The 16,368-nt window shown below is 63.7% G+C and carries 20 protein-coding genes; 16 read left to right on the top strand and 4 right to left on the bottom strand.

The window, feature by feature from the left end; genetic code table 11:
* The 13 genes from lgt to F1542_RS13195 all read left to right on the top strand — a co-directional run.
* Positions 1-516 (top strand): prolipoprotein diacylglyceryl transferase (lgt, locus tag F1542_RS13135; protein ID WP_193733428.1); only part of this gene is annotated, 516 nt, incomplete at its 5' end.
* Entirely contained in the window at positions 513-1,562 is a 1,050-nt protein-coding gene (locus tag F1542_RS13140; RefSeq protein WP_193733429.1) for a class I SAM-dependent methyltransferase, read from the top strand. The genes lgt and F1542_RS13140, both read left to right, overlap by 4 nt.
* Positions 1,559-2,353: a peptidoglycan editing factor PgeF gene (gene pgeF, locus F1542_RS13145; RefSeq protein ID WP_193733430.1), complete on the top strand. Its 795-nt coding sequence runs from the start codon at positions 1,559-1,561 to the stop codon at positions 2,351-2,353. The genes F1542_RS13140 and pgeF overlap by 4 nt, the downstream gene beginning before the upstream one ends.
* 89 nt (positions 2,354-2,442) lie before the next feature.
* Positions 2,443-3,771: a hypothetical protein gene (locus F1542_RS13150; RefSeq protein ID WP_227672735.1), complete on the top strand. Its 1,329-nt coding sequence runs from the start codon at positions 2,443-2,445 to the stop codon at positions 3,769-3,771.
* A 153-nt stretch (positions 3,772-3,924) separates the two neighbouring features.
* Positions 3,925-4,914 carry a ribose-phosphate pyrophosphokinase gene (locus tag F1542_RS13155; RefSeq protein WP_025439562.1) on the top strand — a complete coding sequence of 330 codons (990 nt, stop codon included), beginning with the start codon at positions 3,925-3,927 and terminating at the stop codon, positions 4,912-4,914.
* Between the two features lie 70 nt (positions 4,915-4,984).
* On the top strand, positions 4,985-5,575 hold the full coding sequence (locus tag F1542_RS13160) for a histidine phosphatase family protein (RefSeq protein WP_193733431.1): 591 nt from the start codon (positions 4,985-4,987) through the stop codon (positions 5,573-5,575).
* A gap of 114 nt (positions 5,576-5,689) precedes the next feature.
* On the top strand, positions 5,690-6,310 hold the full coding sequence (locus F1542_RS13165; RefSeq protein ID WP_193733432.1) for a 50S ribosomal protein L25/general stress protein Ctc: 621 nt from the start codon (positions 5,690-5,692) through the stop codon (positions 6,308-6,310).
* A 40-nt stretch (positions 6,311-6,350) separates the two neighbouring features.
* Entirely contained in the window at positions 6,351-6,923 is a 573-nt protein-coding gene (pth, locus tag F1542_RS13170) for an aminoacyl-tRNA hydrolase (protein ID WP_193733433.1), read from the top strand.
* A 6-nt stretch (positions 6,924-6,929) separates the two neighbouring features.
* Positions 6,930-8,024: a redox-regulated ATPase YchF gene (ychF, locus tag F1542_RS13175; protein ID WP_193733434.1), complete on the top strand. Its 1,095-nt coding sequence runs from the start codon at positions 6,930-6,932 to the stop codon at positions 8,022-8,024.
* 47 nt (positions 8,025-8,071) lie between these two features.
* On the top strand, positions 8,072-9,355 hold the full coding sequence (locus F1542_RS13180) for a glutamate-5-semialdehyde dehydrogenase (protein ID WP_193733435.1): 1,284 nt from the start codon (positions 8,072-8,074) through the stop codon (positions 9,353-9,355).
* Positions 9,356-9,361: 6 nt separating this feature from the next.
* The gene (locus tag F1542_RS13185) at positions 9,362-10,003 is read left to right on the top strand and encodes a nicotinate-nucleotide adenylyltransferase (protein ID WP_193733436.1); all 642 of its coding nucleotides are present in this window, start codon (positions 9,362-9,364) and stop codon (positions 10,001-10,003) included.
* 95 nt (positions 10,004-10,098) lie between these two features.
* On the top strand, positions 10,099-10,548 hold the full coding sequence (rsfS, locus tag F1542_RS13190) for a ribosome silencing factor (RefSeq protein ID WP_193733437.1): 450 nt from the start codon (positions 10,099-10,101) through the stop codon (positions 10,546-10,548).
* A gap of 3 nt (positions 10,549-10,551) precedes the next feature.
* Positions 10,552-11,010 carry a 23S rRNA (pseudouridine(1915)-N(3))-methyltransferase RlmH gene (locus F1542_RS13195; protein WP_193733438.1) on the top strand — a complete coding sequence of 153 codons (459 nt, stop codon included), beginning with the start codon at positions 10,552-10,554 and terminating at the stop codon, positions 11,008-11,010.
* 28 nt (positions 11,011-11,038) lie between these two features.
* On the opposite strand, the gene F1542_RS13200 is transcribed toward F1542_RS13195, so the two are convergent.
* From F1542_RS13200 to F1542_RS13215, 4 genes are all read right to left on the bottom strand, one after another.
* Positions 11,039-11,785, bottom strand: a complete 747-nt coding sequence (locus F1542_RS13200; RefSeq protein ID WP_227672737.1) for a CHAP domain-containing protein — start codon at positions 11,783-11,785, stop codon at positions 11,039-11,041.
* Between the two features lie 335 nt (positions 11,786-12,120).
* Complete coding sequence (locus F1542_RS13205; RefSeq protein WP_025439552.1) at positions 12,121-12,471, bottom strand: RidA family protein; 351 nt, start codon at positions 12,469-12,471, stop codon at positions 12,121-12,123.
* Positions 12,472-12,551: 80 nt separating this feature from the next.
* The gene (locus F1542_RS13210) at positions 12,552-13,190 is read right to left on the bottom strand and encodes an NTP transferase domain-containing protein (protein ID WP_193733440.1); all 639 of its coding nucleotides are present in this window, start codon (positions 13,188-13,190) and stop codon (positions 12,552-12,554) included.
* A complete protein-coding gene (locus F1542_RS13215) occupies positions 13,187-14,269 on the bottom strand; it encodes an XdhC family protein (RefSeq protein ID WP_193733441.1) in 1,083 nt (360 codons plus the stop codon). Before F1542_RS13215 ends, F1542_RS13210 begins: the two co-directional genes overlap by 4 nt.
* 127 nt (positions 14,270-14,396) lie before the next feature.
* Here F1542_RS13215 and F1542_RS13220 point away from each other — a divergent pair, with 127 nt between their 5' ends.
* The 3 genes from F1542_RS13220 to F1542_RS13230 all read left to right on the top strand — a co-directional run bounded on the left by F1542_RS13220 (position 14,397) and on the right by F1542_RS13230 (position 16,057).
* Entirely contained in the window at positions 14,397-14,777 is a 381-nt protein-coding gene (locus F1542_RS13220) for a host attachment protein (protein WP_193733442.1), read from the top strand.
* A gap of 69 nt (positions 14,778-14,846) precedes the next feature.
* Complete coding sequence (locus tag F1542_RS13225; RefSeq protein WP_193733443.1) at positions 14,847-15,506, top strand: MBL fold metallo-hydrolase; 660 nt, start codon at positions 14,847-14,849, stop codon at positions 15,504-15,506.
* 38 nt (positions 15,507-15,544) lie between these two features.
* Entirely contained in the window at positions 15,545-16,057 is a 513-nt protein-coding gene (locus F1542_RS13230; RefSeq protein WP_193733444.1) for a DUF192 domain-containing protein, read from the top strand.
* Positions 16,058-16,368 lie beyond the last annotated feature (311 nt).

The raw sequence follows: 16,368 nt of genomic DNA on the forward strand, positions 1-16,368 counted from the left end.
CGCCTGAACGGATTAAGTTTCCTTGCCTTTTCCGACCGCATCACCACGGTCGTGCCCATCGGGCTTGGGCTGGGGCGGCTCGCCAATTTCATCAATGGGGAACTGTGGGGGCGGCCGGCCCCGTCCTCGCTGCCATGGGCCATGATCTTTCCCGATGCGGGGCCGGAACCGCGCCATCCATCCGAACTGTATGAAGCCTTTGCGGAGGGGCTGCTGCTGTTCACCCTGCTGTGGTGCGTATCGCGCAGCCTGCGCGTGCGCCAGCACCCCGGTTTCATCGCGGGGCTGTTCCTGTTCGGTTATGCGGTGGCGCGGACGGTATGCGAATGCTTTCGCGAACCGGACGCCTTTATCGGCTTCCTGCCCTTTGGCGTGACAATGGGGCAGGTATTGTGCGTGCCCATGGCGATCGGGGGGGCGGGGCTTATGCTCAACGCCTATATGCGGCCCGCGCGCACATCCGTCATGGCGGAGGAGCCAGCCGGCCCCGCTGGCGATGAAGAGGCGACCCGATGAGCGGACCCGGCGAACGCCTGGACCATTTCATGGCCCGGGCGAATGCCGCCTATTACGCAGGGTGCGATCCGTTTGCCGATTTCATTACCGCGCCTGAGATCTCGCAGGTGTTTGGTGAACTGCTGGGCGCGTGGGTGGCGGTGGTGTGGGACCAGCTGGGCCGTCCCGATCCCTTCATGCTGGCGGAAGCCGGGCCGGGGCGTGGAACCCTCATGGCCGATGCCCTGCGGTTGCTGCGCCGCGTCGCCCCGGCCTGCCATGAGGCCATGCGCGTACACCTGATCGAGACATCGCCCCGCCTGCGTGGTGTGCAGGCGCGTGCCCTGCGTGACGCCGCGGCCGTGCCGGTATGCTGGCATGACGGGCTGGATGGTGTGCCCGATGGGCCGATGGTGCTGCTGGCCAATGAATTCCTTGATGCCCTGCCCATCCGGCAGTTCGTCAGGCGCGGGCAGGGCTGGGAAGAGCGCTTCGTGCATGATGGCGCATTCATGCAGGCCGCCAGTGATGTCCCGGCGGGCCATCCCGCCCGCCTGCGCCCGGTGCCCGAAGGGGACGTGCTGGAAACCTGCCAGCCCGCGCTGGATTTCATCCATGCGCTGGGCATGCGCCTGCTGCGCTGGCCGGGGGCGGCGGTGCTGATCGACTATGGGTATGATGCCCCTGCCTGGGGGGACAGCCTGCAGGCATTGCGCAATGGCCGTCCGGCTGATCCCCTGCTGGATGCGGGCAGTGCGGACCTTACGGCGCATGTTGATTTCCGGGCGATTGCCGATCATGTCCCCGGTGGGGTGGATGTGTGGGGCAGCATGACCCAGGGGGCGTTCCTGTCCGCGCTGGGGCTTGCCGCGCGCACCGAACAGCTTGCCCGTGCCGCCCCCGCGCAGGCGGATGAAATCCGCGCGGCGGCCATGCGGCTGGCCGCACCGGACCGCATGGGACAGCTTTTTCGTGTAATGGGGCTTTCATCCGGCCTTGCAGGTGACCTGCCGGGCTTTGCGGGCAGGCGCGCAGGCGATGGAACAGTCAGGGGAGAAACGCCATGACGACCAACAGCGTGATTACGGATGCGCAGGTTGTGCGCAGCCCGGTTTTCGGCGGGATACGGCATGGGTTCTTTACCCGTCAGGGGGGCGTGTCAACCGGGCCGTACGCCAGCCTGAACTGTTCGACCCGTTCGGCGGATGATCCCGCCGCCCTGCATGAAAACCGCCGCCGGGTGGCGCAATATGTCGGCGCGCGCCCCGATCACCTGCTGGGCCTGACGCAGGTGCATGGGGATCGCACCATTACGGTCACGACGCCATGGGAAACCGGCCGTGGGCCGGAGGGCGACGGCATGGTGACCGACCATCCCGGCCTTGCACTGGGCGTGATTACGGCGGACTGCGCCCCGGTGCTGTTCAGCAATGCAAGGGGCACGGTCGTGGGGGCGGCACATGCAGGCTGGCGTGGCGCCTGTGGGGGGATTCTGGAGTCGGTGGTGGCGGCCATGGGCGCGCTGGGCTGCACGCCCGGTGACATCCATGCCGTGATCGGTCCCTGTATCGCGCCGGGCAGTTACGAGGTCGGCCCGGACATGCGCGATGCGGCGCTGGCGCATGACGTGGCGGCGGAAGCGTTTTTCACCCCTGCGGCGCGGACGGGGCATTACATGTTTGACCTGCCGGGATACGGCGTCATGCGGCTGCGGCGCTGCGGTGTGGGACAGGCTGTGGCGCTGGGCCTCGATACCCTGCATGATGAAACCCGTTTCTTCAGCCATCGCCGCCGTACGCTGGCTGGTGGCGGGGTAATCGGGCACCAGATTTCCGTTATTGCCTGCCCGGCGATATAGATAGGGGCATGATGTCAGAAGTTTTTGCCCGGCGGCTGCTTACGGGGTCAGCCATTGCAGTACTCTGTATGCTTGGGGGGTGTGTCAGCATGCCGCATCCCTTCCGCCATGGGGCAGAGACAGCCCAGGCGCCAACGGCCCGGCTGGCCGTGCCGGTTTCCACGGAGTCGGGCACGGATCAGGCCGGGGCGCAGGGCTGGCAGCGCGCCATGGTCAATGCCCTGCTGGCGCAATCGGTGCCCGCAATGGGCCAGCCGGTCCGTCCGGGTGACTGGTGGCTGAAAATGACGGCGGAAGCCCGTAATGGCGCGATTGTCCCGACCTATGCCGTCATCACCCCCAAGGGTGAGGAACGCGGCCACATGGATGGCGCGCCCGTGCCCGTGCAGCAGTGGCAGGCGGTGGATGGGCAGGCTGTCACCCGTGCGGCACAGAACGCCGCCCCCGCCGTGGCCGAACTGCTGACCGGCATACAGGCCGCCCAGATGCAGAAGGACCCCAACAGTCTCAAGAACCGTCCCGCCCATGTCTATTTCGCGGGCGTGCAGGGCGCGCCGGGTGACGGGGACCGTGCGCTGGCGCGGGCCTTTATCGCGGCGTTCCCCGATGCGCATGAGGATATCCGCCATACCGCCGCCGGGGCGGATTACACGGTGCGCTGCACGGTCGTGCTCAATGACGCGGTCACCACGACATCCACCACGAAGCAGCAGCATATCGTACTGACATGGCAGGTGCTGGATGCGCAGGGCAAGGAAGCGGGCGCCGCCACCCAGATCCATGACATCGCCGCCCATTCACTGGATACGAAGTGGGGGGATGTCGCCGTCGCGGCGGCGGATGAGGCGGCGGGTGCCGCACGCCAGATCATTACGCGCTATTCCGGTCGGGCCAACGTTCCGCTGGCGGCGGATGGCGTGCTGCCTGCCCAGTCATCAGGTCCCGCCACACAGCCCGCGACAGCCAGCACGGCAGCGGATGCGGTGGCGGATACCGCCGCGCCTGTACCGGTCATCGGTGGCAAGGGCGTTCGCGCAGACACGCCAGCGCCGAAAGTGATCGCCACGCCCGCTACACCTGTCCCCGTTATGGCAGATGCCGCGCCTGCAGCCACGACGCCCGTGGCCGCGCCTGTTACGTCGCCCGCGCCGGTTTCAGGTGTATCCGCGCGTGCCGCCGCGCCGTCCCCGCCGGTAGCCCATGCATCGGCCCCGGTATCCGTAGCCCAGCCCGTGGCGGCATCCCGCCCCGCGGCCCCGGTTGCGCCAAAAGCCACCGAATGGCCGCCCATGCCCAAGGCGATGCCGGCGGAGGCGCCCGCACCGACCGAAATCACCGGCAAACCCGTGCCTGTCACGCCCCCTACACCGGCCCGGCCCTTTCCTGGCGTAACGCTGCCCCCCCGTCGCCCGGTGTGACGGATCGGCCACGAAGGGCAGGCGTGCAGGTTTCGCCATTCTTAGACAGGTGACAGGGGGTATGTCGGTTGTTAGAACCCCGCACATAAACAACGGGGGTGGCGCCACAAAGCTGCCCTGATCGCCTGCACCGCCGCCCGGGAGCGTCACACGATGAAGATTGTCGCCTGTAACAGCAACCTGCCCCTTGCCGAAAAAGTAGCAGCGGAGCTGGGACTGCCGCTTTGTAATGCGACCGTGCGGCGTTTCGCCGACATGGAAATCTTTGTCGAGATCCATGAAAACGTGCGCGGCGAGGATGTGTTCGTCATCCAGAGCACCTGCTCCCCCACGAATGACAACCTCATGGAACTGTTGATCATGCTTGACGCCCTGCGTCGCGGGTCGGCACGGCGCATTACGGCGGTCATGCCGTATTTCGGCTACGCCCGGCAGGATCGCAAATCCGGTCCCCGCACGCCGATCAGCGCCAAGCTGGTAGCCAATATCCTGGTCGAGGCCGGGGCCAACCGTGTCCTGACCATGGACCTGCACGCCATGCAGATCCAGGGCTTCTTCGATATCCCGGTGGACAACCTGTACGCGGCCCCGCTGTTTACCCGTGACATCCGTGGCCGCATGAAGCTTGATGGTGAGCCGCCGCTGCCCTATGACGCCCCGCCGATGGACATTCCCGGTGGCCCCCATAACCTTATGATCGTGTCCCCCGACGTGGGCGGCGTGGTGCGTGCCCGCCAGCTGGCGCAGCGCCTGAACGTGGACCTGGCCATCATCGACAAGCGGCGTGAGCGCGCGGGCGTGTCCGAAGTCATGAACGTGATCGGTGACGTGCGGGGCCGTTACTGCATCCTGGTGGATGATATTGTCGATAGCGGCGGTTCGCTATGCAACGCGGCGGAAGCGCTGATGAAGCATGGCGCGGCAGCGGTCGAGGCATATGTGACCCACGGCGTCCTGACCGGCAGCGCGGTCAGCCGCATTGGCCAGTCACCGCTGGGCATGCTGACGCTGACCGACAGCATCAAGGCGACCGAGGCGGTGAAGGAATCGGCCAATATCCGCCAGATCAGCACGGCGGCCCTGATCTCGCGCGCCATGCAGGCCATATCGGACGAAAGCTCGGTCTCGTCGCTGTTCGACTGAAGGACGGGATTGACCGCCCGGCCGTCCCGGCGTTACCCCCACAGGGGTGTAACAAGTGAGGAACGACCCCATGACTGACCTGATTGCCCGGCCATACTGGTATCTGCGCCATGGGGAAACGGACTGGAATGCACAGGGGCGTTCGCAGGGGCGGACCGATATCCCGCTGAACCAGACCGGCATAAGGCAGGCCGAGGCGGCAGGCCTGCTGCTGGCGAAGCACTGGCATGACCATGCGCCGATCGTGCGGATCGTGTCGTCACCGCTGGTCCGAGCGCGCCGGACGGCGGAAATCGTGGCCGACCAGCTGGCGGCCAACGGCGCCCCCCGGCTGGAGATCGCGCTTGATGACGGGCTGAAGGAAGTCTGCTTCGGTGACGAGGAAGGCAAGCCCATGGGAACATGGTACGACAGCTGGATTGCGGGCGATTACACGCCGCCCAATGGCGAAAGCTTTGCCGACCTGCGTGAACGTGCCGTATCGGCCGTGAACCGGGCGCTGGAAAAGGATGGCGTGCCGCTGATCGTCTGCCACGGCGCGATGTTCCGTGCCCTGCGCGCGGCCATGCACCTCAAGCCCAATGTGCGCCTGCCCAATGCGACGCCGATGTGGGCCGAGCCGGGACCGACGCCGGTGTGGAATCTGACCGCGCTTTCCTGAAAAACCGGGCGTGTTCCCCCTTGGGTGATTGCATCAGGCGCGGTTTTCCGTTAAACGCCGCGCACGCGCTGGCACCCCTGGAGGCCCGCGCGCTTGTGTTTCAGGAGCAAACAAGTGACCAAATTCACCAAGATCGAAGTCTCTTCGCGCGCGAAGGCTGGTAAGGGGGCAGCGCGTGCAACGAGGCGTGCCGGCCATGTGCCCGGCGTTATCTATGGCGGCGGCCAGGAACCCACCCTGATCGCGCTTGACCCCCGTATCGTGCACCGTGAACTGCACAAGTCCGGCTGGCGTTCGCGCATCTATGACATCTCCGTTGCGGGTGGCCCGTCCGTGCACGCCCTGCTGCGTGAGATCCAGCTGCACCCGGTGACCGATGCGCCGCTGCATGTTGACTACCAGCGCCTGGCCGCCGGCCACAAGGTGCACGTGGAAGTGGAAGTCCGCTTCACGGGTGAAGAAGTCTCCCCCGGTGTGAAGCGCGGTGGCGTGATGAACATCGTCCGCCACACGGTGGACGTGGTGGTTGATCCGGCCAACATTCCGGAATTCTTCACCGCCGACCTGTCCAAGCTCGACTTCCACGACAACGTGCGCTGGGAAGACCTGAAGGGCACGGAACATGTTACCCCGGTGCTGCAGGACAACAACTTCGTGATCGCCAACGTCGCACCGCCGAGTGTTGACGAAGATGCCGAAGCTGCCGAAGCCGCCGAAGGCGAAGCCGAGGGCTGATCCCTCCCACCGCCGTGCTGACCTGACAGGAGAATGAACGATGCTGCTCTGGACCGGTCTTGGTAACCCCGAGACGGGGATGAGCCGGAATCGTCACAATGTCGGGTTCATGGCGGTGGACCGGATTGCCGACCGCCACGGGTTCGCCCCGTGGCGGAAGCGCTTTCGCGGTGAAGTTGCGGAAGGGATGATCGGGCGGCACAAGGTGCTGCTGCTCAAGCCCATGACGTATATGAACCTCTCGGGTGAGAGCGTTCAGCAGGCAGCCGCTTTCTACAAGCTGCCAGCCGATGCCATTACGGCATTCCATGATGAACTGGACCTTGAACCCGGACGCATCCGCGTAAAGCGTGGCGGCGGGGCGGCAGGGCATAACGGCCTGCGGTCGATGGACCGTATGCTGGGTACGAAAGAATACTGGCGCGTGCGGCTGGGCATCGGGCATCCCGGCAGCCGTGAACGCGTGACAGGCCATGTGCTGGGTGACTTCTCCCGCACGGACCGCGAGTGGCTGGACCCGATGCTTGATACGCTGGCTGATGAGGCCGTGCTGCTGGCGGACGGGAAGCCGGAACTGTTCATGACAAGAATGGCCGCGCAGGCCGGGGAGTAAGGGCGTATGGGCTTTAACTGTGGCATCGTGGGCCTGCCGAATGTGGGTAAATCCACGCTGTTCAACGCCCTGACGGAAACGGCATCGGCGCAGGCCGCGAACTATCCGTTCTGCACCATCGAGCCGAATGTGGGCCGTGTCGCCGTGCCGGATGAGCGGCTGGCCAATCTGGCGCGTATCGGCAAGTCGCAGAAGATCCTGCCCACCAGCCTTGAATTCGTCGATATCGCGGGCCTGGTCCGCGGTGCATCGCGCGGGGAGGGTCTGGGCAACCAGTTCCTGGCCAATATCCGTGAGGTGGATGCGATCATCCATGTCCTGCGCTGTTTTGAAGATGACGACATCACGCATGTCGAGGGTGGTGTCGACCCCATCCGTGATGCGGAAATCATCGAGACCGAACTGATGCTGGCTGACCTCGAATCGCTGGAAAAGCGGATCGTGGCGTTGCAGAAGAAGGCACGTGGCAATGACCGCGAAGCCGCGGCCCAGGTCGAACTGATGGAACCGCTGATCGAGGCGCTGCGTGAAGGAAAACCCGCACGCAAGGCCATCCCGGCAGGGCAGGAGGAAGCGGTGCGCCGCCTCCAGCTCATGACGTCGAAGCCCGTGCTGTATGTGTGCAACGTGGACGAAGGCTCGGCTGCGACGGGTAATGAATTTTCCGAACGCGTCCGTGCCCGCGCGGAGGAGGAAGGGGCCGCCATGGTCGTGGTTTCCGCCGCGATCGAGGCCGAGGTCAGCCAGCTTGGCGCGGAAGACCGGGCGGAGTTCCTCGAAGGGCTTGGCCTGAAGGATAGCGGGCTGGACCGCGTGATCGCCGCCGGCTACCGCCTGCTGGGCCTGAGTACCTACTTTACCGTGGGGCCGAAGGAAACGCGGGCCTGGACCATTACCGAAGGCACCAAGGCCCCGCAGGCCGCTGCTGTCATCCACAACGATTTTGAACGTGGCTTCATTGCCTGCGAAACCATTGCGTATGATGATTACATTGCCTGCAATGGTGAAGCGGGCGCGCGTGAAGCGGGCAAGCTGCGGATCGAAGGGCGGGATTACGTGGTGCAGGATGGTGATGTCCTGCTGTTCCGCTTTAACGTCTGATACGGGCATATTGCCCGTTCAGGAATGAACTGAAGGAGTGACGGATCATGGACCAGGCTGTTGCAACCCCCATGCGGGCTGACGCACCGCAGCCGGATGTGATCCGCACCATGGCCATTACCGCCCGCGCCGCAGGCCGCGTGCTGGCGCGCAGCACGACCGAAACCCGGAACCGGGCCCTGATGGCGGCGGCTGATGCCCTGCGTGCCAGTCAGACTGAACTGCTGGCGGCGAATGCGCGTGACGTGGCGGCCTTTACCGGGGCGGCTGCGTTCCGTGATCGGCTGACCCTCAACCCCGAACGGGTCGAGGCGATGGCGAAGGGGCTGGAGCAGGTCGCCAGCCTGCCCGACCCGGTTGGCCATGTCATGGCGGAATGGGACCGGCCCAACGGCCTGCGCATCCGTCGCGTTGCGACCCCGGTGGGCGTGATCGGCATGATTTACGAAAGCCGTCCCAATGTGGGGGCCGACGCCGCCGCCCTGTGCATCAAGTCCGGCAATGCCGTGATCCTGCGCGGCGGATCGGACAGCCTGAACAGCGCGCGCGTCATTCATGCTGCCATGCAGGCGGGGCTTGCGGCTGCTGGCCTGCCGGTGGCATGCGTGCAGATCCCGCCCGATGCCGACCGCGCGCATGTCGCGTCCATGCTGGGGGCGGCTGGCCTGATTGACCTGATCATTCCCCGTGGCGGCAAGTCACTGGTCGAGCGTGTCTGTGCCGAGGCCCGCGTGCCCGTTCTGGCCCATGCCGAAGGGCTGTGCCACACCTATGTCCATGCCGCCGCCGATCTGGAAATGGCGCGGCGGATCGTGCTGAACGCCAAGCTGCGCCGTCCGGGCATCTGTGGCGCGACTGAAACGCTGCTGGTGGATCAGGCGATTGCGCCCAAGATCCTGCCCGGCCTGATCGAGGACCTGGCCACCCGTGGCTGCACGTTCCGCGCTGATGCCCGTGCGCGTGAGATCGTGCCTGACTTGCCCGCCGCGACAGAGGATGATTTCGCCACCGAATGGCTGGATGCGGTCCTGTCCGTCGGGGTGGTGGATGGCGTGGAAGATGCGCTGGCCCATATCGCGCGTTACGGCAGCGCCCATACCGAAGCGATCGTGACCGAGGACGAGGTGGCCGCGACCACCTTCCTGAACGGGACGGATAGTGCCGTGGTCATGTGGAATGCCTCCACCCAGTTCTGCGATGGGGGGGAATTCGGGTTCGGTGCCGAAATCGGCATTGCCACCGGGCGTTTCCATGCCCGTGGCCCCGTCGGGCTGGAGCAGCTGACAACCTATCGGTACGAGGTGATCGGCACCGGACAGGTCCGGCCCTGATCCTTGTTGACGGGCGTGGGTGATGTCCTGCCGGCCTGTGGCGACGGGCGGCATATGCGTGTCGGCCTGCTGGGCGGTTCGTTCAATCCGGTGCATGACGGTCACATCCAGCTTGCCTGCCGGGCGCTGCGGCAGCTGAAGCTGGATCAGGTGTGGTTCCTTGTCTCGCCGGGCAATCCGCTCAAGCCGGTGGCGGGCATGGCGCCCCTGTCGCAGCGGCTGGCAATGGTGCGTGCGCGTATCCAGGGCCTGCGGGGGCGCGGATTGCTGGCTACCGATATCGAAAGCCGGATCGGCACACGGTACACCGTTGATACACTGCACCGCCTGAAACAGCTTTTCCCGCATGTGCATTTTGTCTGGCTGATGGGGGCGGACGGACTGGCGCATATGGGGCGGTGGCAGCGGTGGCAGGACATCGTGCGTATGGTTCCACTCGCGATTCTACCACGACCTGGCTATAATCCTGCCGCATTGCACGGTCAGATTGCCCGCAGGCTTGCGCGCTGGCGGCGGCCGGCACGACAGGCAGGCATACTGGCCACATGCAGGCCACCGGCATGGGTCTTTCTTCCCGCGCCGCAGAACGCTATATCAGCAACACAAATACGTGCATCGCAGGCCAATTCAGGCCACGGACGGGAGTAACAGCCATAACCAGGAAGCCTTCAGCCGAGAATGGCGCCAAGCGCCGGACCGGCAGCACCCTTTCCGCGGGACAGCCACGCGTCAACGCGGCGTCATTGGGCAGTGCCGTGCAGGTGCCGGGCACGCCGCGCAAGAAGGCCGCCGTGGCTGGCCCGGTATCCACTGACACGCGTGAGGCCGACCCGCGCGTGGAACAGTTTCTGGAAATCATCACCACCAGCCTGGAAGATGACAAGGCCGAGGATATCGTGGTCATTGATCTAACGGGCCGCGCATCCTTTGCCGACCGGATGGTGATCGCGACGGGTCTGGCGGACCGGCAGATCGCGGCCATGGCGGCCCATATCGATCGCAAGCTGGGTGAGGTCGGGCACAAGCGCGTGCGGACCGAAGGGGCCTCGGGTTCCGATTGGGTGCTGCTGGATGCGGGGGATATTGTCGTGCATCTGTTCAAGCCGGAGGCACGTGCGCTGTACGGTCTGGAACGGATGTGGGGTGCGGATCTGGATGTCCCGCCGGAGGCGCCTGCGACACCGGTGGACTGACCGGTGTTCCATCTGATTGCGGTGGGCCGCATGAAGGACCGGGTGGAACGCGACCTGTTTGATCGTTATGCCAACCGGCTTTCGCCGCGCATCAAGCTGGTTGAACTGGCTGAAGGGCGCGGCGCACCCAATGAAATCAAGCGTAGGGAAGGGCAGGCGATCCTGGCCGCATTGCCTGACCGCGCCATTGTGGTAGCCATGGATGAAGGTGGCCGGACATATGACAGTCTGGCCTTTTCACGTGCGGTGGAACAATGGGTCGAAACGCCACGCCCGCTGTGTTTTGTCATTGGTGGGGCGGAAGGGCTGGATGCGACAGTCATACAGCGTGCCGACCATACGCTTTCGCTGGGCAAGATGACATGGCCACACATGCTGGTGCGCGGCATGCTGGCGGAACAGCTTTATCGTGCCCGCGCCATCTCATCAGGTCATCCGTATCACCGGGCCGGACGGCCCTGATTACAGGGCCACAACGACTTTTATTTGATTACCGGACGGAACGATTCGGCGCGTCATCCGTATAGGCCAGGGATGAAGAGACGTGACCGGCAATTCCCTCGGGCGCTTCAGCCACTTCCGTGCTGTTGTGGCGTGCCACTGCATGACCGGTTGTCCGCGCCATGGTAGCCGGGTTGCGCATGGCCTTCTGGTAGGTGCTCAGCATCATGTTGGATGTTGTATCCGGGCGGGCATAGATGAAGCCGTAGGTCGGATAAATGCTGCCAAATGCACCGTTGCCGCTGTTCAGCGCCACGCGCACGGCGGACCAGTCATTGTTGGGCGATACGTCAATCACCGGAACGTCACGGCTGATCCCGCGCTGGCCCCAGTGGGACTGGTCAATGACAATGGTACGGCTGTTGACCACCTGGCGCACCACGGCCACATGGCCCAGCGGCATGCGGCGGGTGCCGCGGAAGTTCAGGACACTACCTTCTTCCGGCGCACTGCCGCGGGCATAGCGCCCGGCGGCGTTATACCACCAGTCAACCGCATTGCCGCGGATTTCAACATCCGATGCCGATTTGGCGAAGGCTACGCACTGGATCACATGCCCGCGTTCATGCGTGGTATGCACGGTGCGATGATAGCTGGCGTGGTGCAGGGAATGATGCGTGGCGGCAGGGTGTGCCGCGACAGGATGAACATGCCGGACCGGCCTTGCATATCCCTGTTCCGAAAACATGAATCCGAACGTGGCACCAAGAACGGACAGCAAAACGCCACGCTTCATGTTTCTGATCCACATTTTCCGCAATCTCTCCACCGCATTGGGGTGATTCTCTGATAACCCGCTCACATCGTGTTCATCGAGTAGCAAGCCCATTGCAAGTCTGACAAGCCTGCGCTGTGAAGGATGAACAGCAACACTGCATATTTCACCCAAAAACTTCATTTCAAGAAAAAAATAGGAATATATTCTTTAATCGGACCATTTATTGCCTGTTTTTCAGGCGCTTATGTGTGAGAAATCAAAGGGGAGAACATAAGTGGAATGATTCTTGGGAGGCGGGAAAGTTGCAAAAATGTGACATGTTTATCAGCTGACTTTCCCGCATCCCATCCGTCTTACTTGGTGGCGATCACCATGATCTCGACCAGTACGTCGGGGTGGGCCATCTTGGCTTCGACGCAGGCACGCGCGGGCGCGCCATCCTTGGGCAGCCACGGGCCCCATACCGCGTTCAGCGCGTCACGGTCATTGATGTCCTTCAGCCAGATCTGGGCCTGAAGCAGGCGGGTGTTGTCAGTGCCGTGCAGTTCCAGCGCCTCGTCAATCTGGGCCAGAATGTCCTTGGTCTGCGCGGTGATGTCGGCGGACAGGTCACGGGCGACGAATCCCTGTGTGAACAGGAAGCCATGGTATTCCACCACCTTGGACAGGATGGCGTTGGGTTCGGTGCGGATAATCTTGCTCATGTCTTGATCCTGTTTGGTTGTCAGGCCCTGCGGTGGATCGCAGGGCATGCCTTCTCTCTTTGCGCCGGTGCAGGCTCAGGTCAACCGTCTGCAAAACAGCGCCCGAAATCGGCCAGCCGGGCCGGCGTGTCGAAGTCCGCCGTAATTTCCGCCCCGGCCGCAACGCGCGGCATGTCGGTTTCATGCTGGCGCAGGAGCGGGCGCGCACCCTGGTCCCCCGTCAGGGCCAGCAGGGCAGGAAACAGGGTACGGCTCCACAGGACCGGGTTGCCGCGCCTGCCTTCATGCACCGGTATCACGCCGGACCGGTCGGGATGGGCCAGAAAGGTCGCGATCATGCGGTCGATCAGGTCCGTGCCGATCAGCGGCATGTCCCCCAGGCAGACCAGCGCACCCGCGACACCCGGAGAGGCGCTGGCGGCGCGGATGCCTGCCGCCAGTGTGCGGGACAGGCCGCATGCATGGTTGGGGGCTGTAATGAATCGGGGAGAATTTTCCGCCTGCCTGTCCATGGACGCGGCGGCCCGGATTTCGGCTGCGCGGTGCCCCAGCACGACAATGACCGGATCGGCCCGGCTTGCGGTAATGGCGCGCAGGGTGCGGGCGATCATGGGCAGGCCCGTGGCATCGGGCATCAGCAGCTTGTGCAGGGGGGCTGTACGGCTGGAACTGCCCGCCGCCAGCACGATGGCCGCGATGCGCGGACCGGCCTGCATCATGCCCAGCCCGATATCCGCCCCAGCGGTCTGTTATGACGCACGGCCACGATTTCAGCCAGAATGGACAGGGCGATTTCAGCCGCCCCCACAGCCCCGATGGCCAGGCCGACGGGACCATGGATACGGGCGATCTGCTCGGCGGAAAAACCGGCCTCGCGCAACCGTTCAACACGCGATGCCTGTGTTTTGCGCGATCCCAGCGCGCCAATATAGAAGGCGTCGCCATTCAGCGCGTACTGCAGGGTGGGATCATCCAGCTTGGCATCATGCGTCAATGTCACGATGGCGGTCTGGTTATCCACCCCCAGACGCGCCAGCGTTTCATCCGGCCAGTCTGTTTCCAGCGTGATGCCGGGGAAACGTTCGGCAGTCGCCAGTTGCGTGCGGGGGTCGATGACCGTCACGCTGAAACCGGTGGTCTGCGCCATGGGGGCCAGTACCTGCGCGATATGCACGGCACCCGCGATCAGCAGACGGGGTGGCATGGGAATAAGGTGCAGGAACCACAGGGCCTGCCCCGCTTCATCTTCCAGCCGCAGGCTGCGGCCGGTTTCGAATACGTCCCGCGCGCGGGCGGCAAGCCGTGCATCCGGATCGGACGACGCACCGGATGCGGCATCCGTCTGGTACAGCAGGCGCGATGTCCCCGTCGCCAGTTCGATCGCCACGATGACCGGAATGCGGGCACGGCGTTTTTCCGCCACGGTTTCCAGCATGGTCAGATCCAGCGTGCCCTGCGGATGCGTGGGCGTGCGCACGGCGGCGACATACACATCCAGCAGGCCGCCACAGGCCAGGCCGACCGCCCATGCATCATCGCTGGATACACCATAGGACAGGGCGGCGGGATGGCCGGTGGTCATGACGCTCCCGGCTTCCTCGATCACCGCGCCCTCCACGCAGCCGCCACTGACCGATCCCTCGATGCGGCCATTGGCGCAGACCGCCATCATGCTGCCAGCCGGCCGGGGGGAGCTGCCCCAGGTCGATGTAACGGTCGCCAGCGCGCAGGGCAGACCCGCCCGCGCCCATTCGATCAGGAGATCCAGGGGATCCCGCGTGGATGAAACCTGTGTCATAGCAGAACTACTCTATCAGCACGCATACACGCGCACCACCCGGTGGACATGTACGAACAGGCATCCCATATATTGCAATAACATAACGCCACCCCGACGTGGGGCGCGCATGAATGGAGTAATATAAATGAGTTATGTCGATCCTGCCTGGTATGTTGTTGCCGATAACATTCATGCCCGTATCCTGAAGCATGGCGAACATGGCCTTGCGACGTTCGAGCATCTTAAAAGTGACGATGCAAAAGGCATGGATGCCCCGCGTAACGGTGCCTATGGCAAGGTGATCGCGGAATTCCTGAACACGGTCGTGCGCCAGAAGAAGGTACCGGCCATCGCGATTGCAGCCCCCGGTGATGTCATGCACCAGATCCGCGCGCATCTGGACGTGCATACCCGCCCGCTGGTGGTCAAGGAACTGGAGCGTGACCTGACCAACACCCCCGACCACGACCTGGCCAAGCATTTCGACATTCCGGCCACCGGCTGGCCCCTGTCCAACGCGGGCTGATCGGCTACTGGTCGCCTGTTGCGCCCCGCGGTAACGTGGGGCGCTTTTTTTATATGTAGGGTCCCGCGCATGCCGACACCTCTTTCCCTTGAAATCGTGCCCGTCACCGCCTTTGGCCAGAACTGTTCCATATTATGGAATCCCGACACCCGTCATGCCGTCGTGGTCGATCCGGGTGGCGACGTGCCGCGTATCATGGCGTTCATCACGCAGGAGGGGCTGTCGGTTGACGCCATCTGGCTGACCCATGGCCATCTGGACCATGCCGGTGGGGCGGATGCGCTGCGGCGGGAACTGTCCACACGGCAGGGGACCCCGGTGCAGGTTATCGGGCCAGACCGGGCGGATGGCGCGCTGCTGTCTTCCATTACCCAGCAGGCTGCCCTGTTTGGGCTGAGCGGGCTGGAAAACGTAACCCCGGACAGGTTTGTAAAGCATGGTGAGATGCTGGATGCGCTCGGGCACCGTTTCGAGGTCCGTCATGTGCCCGGCCATACCCCCGGCCATGTCATCTTTCATGATCCCGAATCCCGCTTTGCCTTCGTGGGCGATACCCTGTTCCGTGGCGGGGTGGGGCGCACTGACTTCCCCTATGGCGATCATGACCAGCTGATTGATGCCATACGGCGGGAATTGCTTCCGCTGGGCGATGATGTCACGATCCTGCCCGGTCATGGTCCCGCGACGACAATCGGCGCGGAGCGGAAGGGCAATCCCTTCCTGAACTGACAGATAGATAAAGTAAGGGTGCAGGAGAGAATTTGCTTATGATGTCCTTCAAGGCAGGCCGGTGGCTGGCGCTGGCCGCATGCATGGCGGCTGTATCCGTTCCGGCCATGGCGGCGGAAGAAACGGGTGAGCCGACCCACGCCCAGCCCGCACTGCCAACGGTGCCGCTGACCATTACATCTGCCGATGGCGTCAAGCATGCCTTTACCGTGGAAAAGGCCATGACCCCGCGGGAGCAGCAGGTGGGTGAAATGTTCCGCCCCTCAGTGCCCGCCGATGGCGGCATGATCTTTGTCTGGTCCTACCCCCGCCAGAGCGACATGTGGATGCAGCATACGCAGGCACCACTCGATATCGTCTTTATCGGTGCGGATAATCGCGTGTCTTCCATCGTGGAAAATGCCGTGCCGCTTAGCCTGGCGCGGATCAGCAGTCATGGTCCCGTGCGCGCTACGTTGGAATTGCAGGCCGGGATTACCGAAAAATTGGGAATCGTCGTGGGTGATCGCGTTGATTCGGCTGTGCTGAATGCTGGCCCATCAGCCAAGTGATTCCATAATATCCCGGTTTTCCGGGATTTTTTTATTTTCTGGATGAAAGTTTCCATTTTTTTGTGATTTTATGATTGACGGTGGTTGGAGTGGGTCCTATATCCGCAATCACCGGCGGCGCTGAGGAAACTTCTTGAGCCTCTCCGGTGGATTTGCTAAGTTACTCGGCCCTTTGGGGTTACGGTCTTTGACAAGAGAATAGAGAGAGTATCTGGAAGGGATATGCTGGCGGCGCGGTTGTTGTCTTTAGGGATGATGATTGGCGGTCTGGACTGGGTGAGACTGGTCTAGGTAGCTTGGCGTATCTTTTT

Origin of the sequence: Komagataeibacter sp. FXV3 (assembly GCF_015155755.1) — a bacterium.
Lineage (GTDB): Bacteria > Pseudomonadota > Alphaproteobacteria > Acetobacterales > Acetobacteraceae > Komagataeibacter.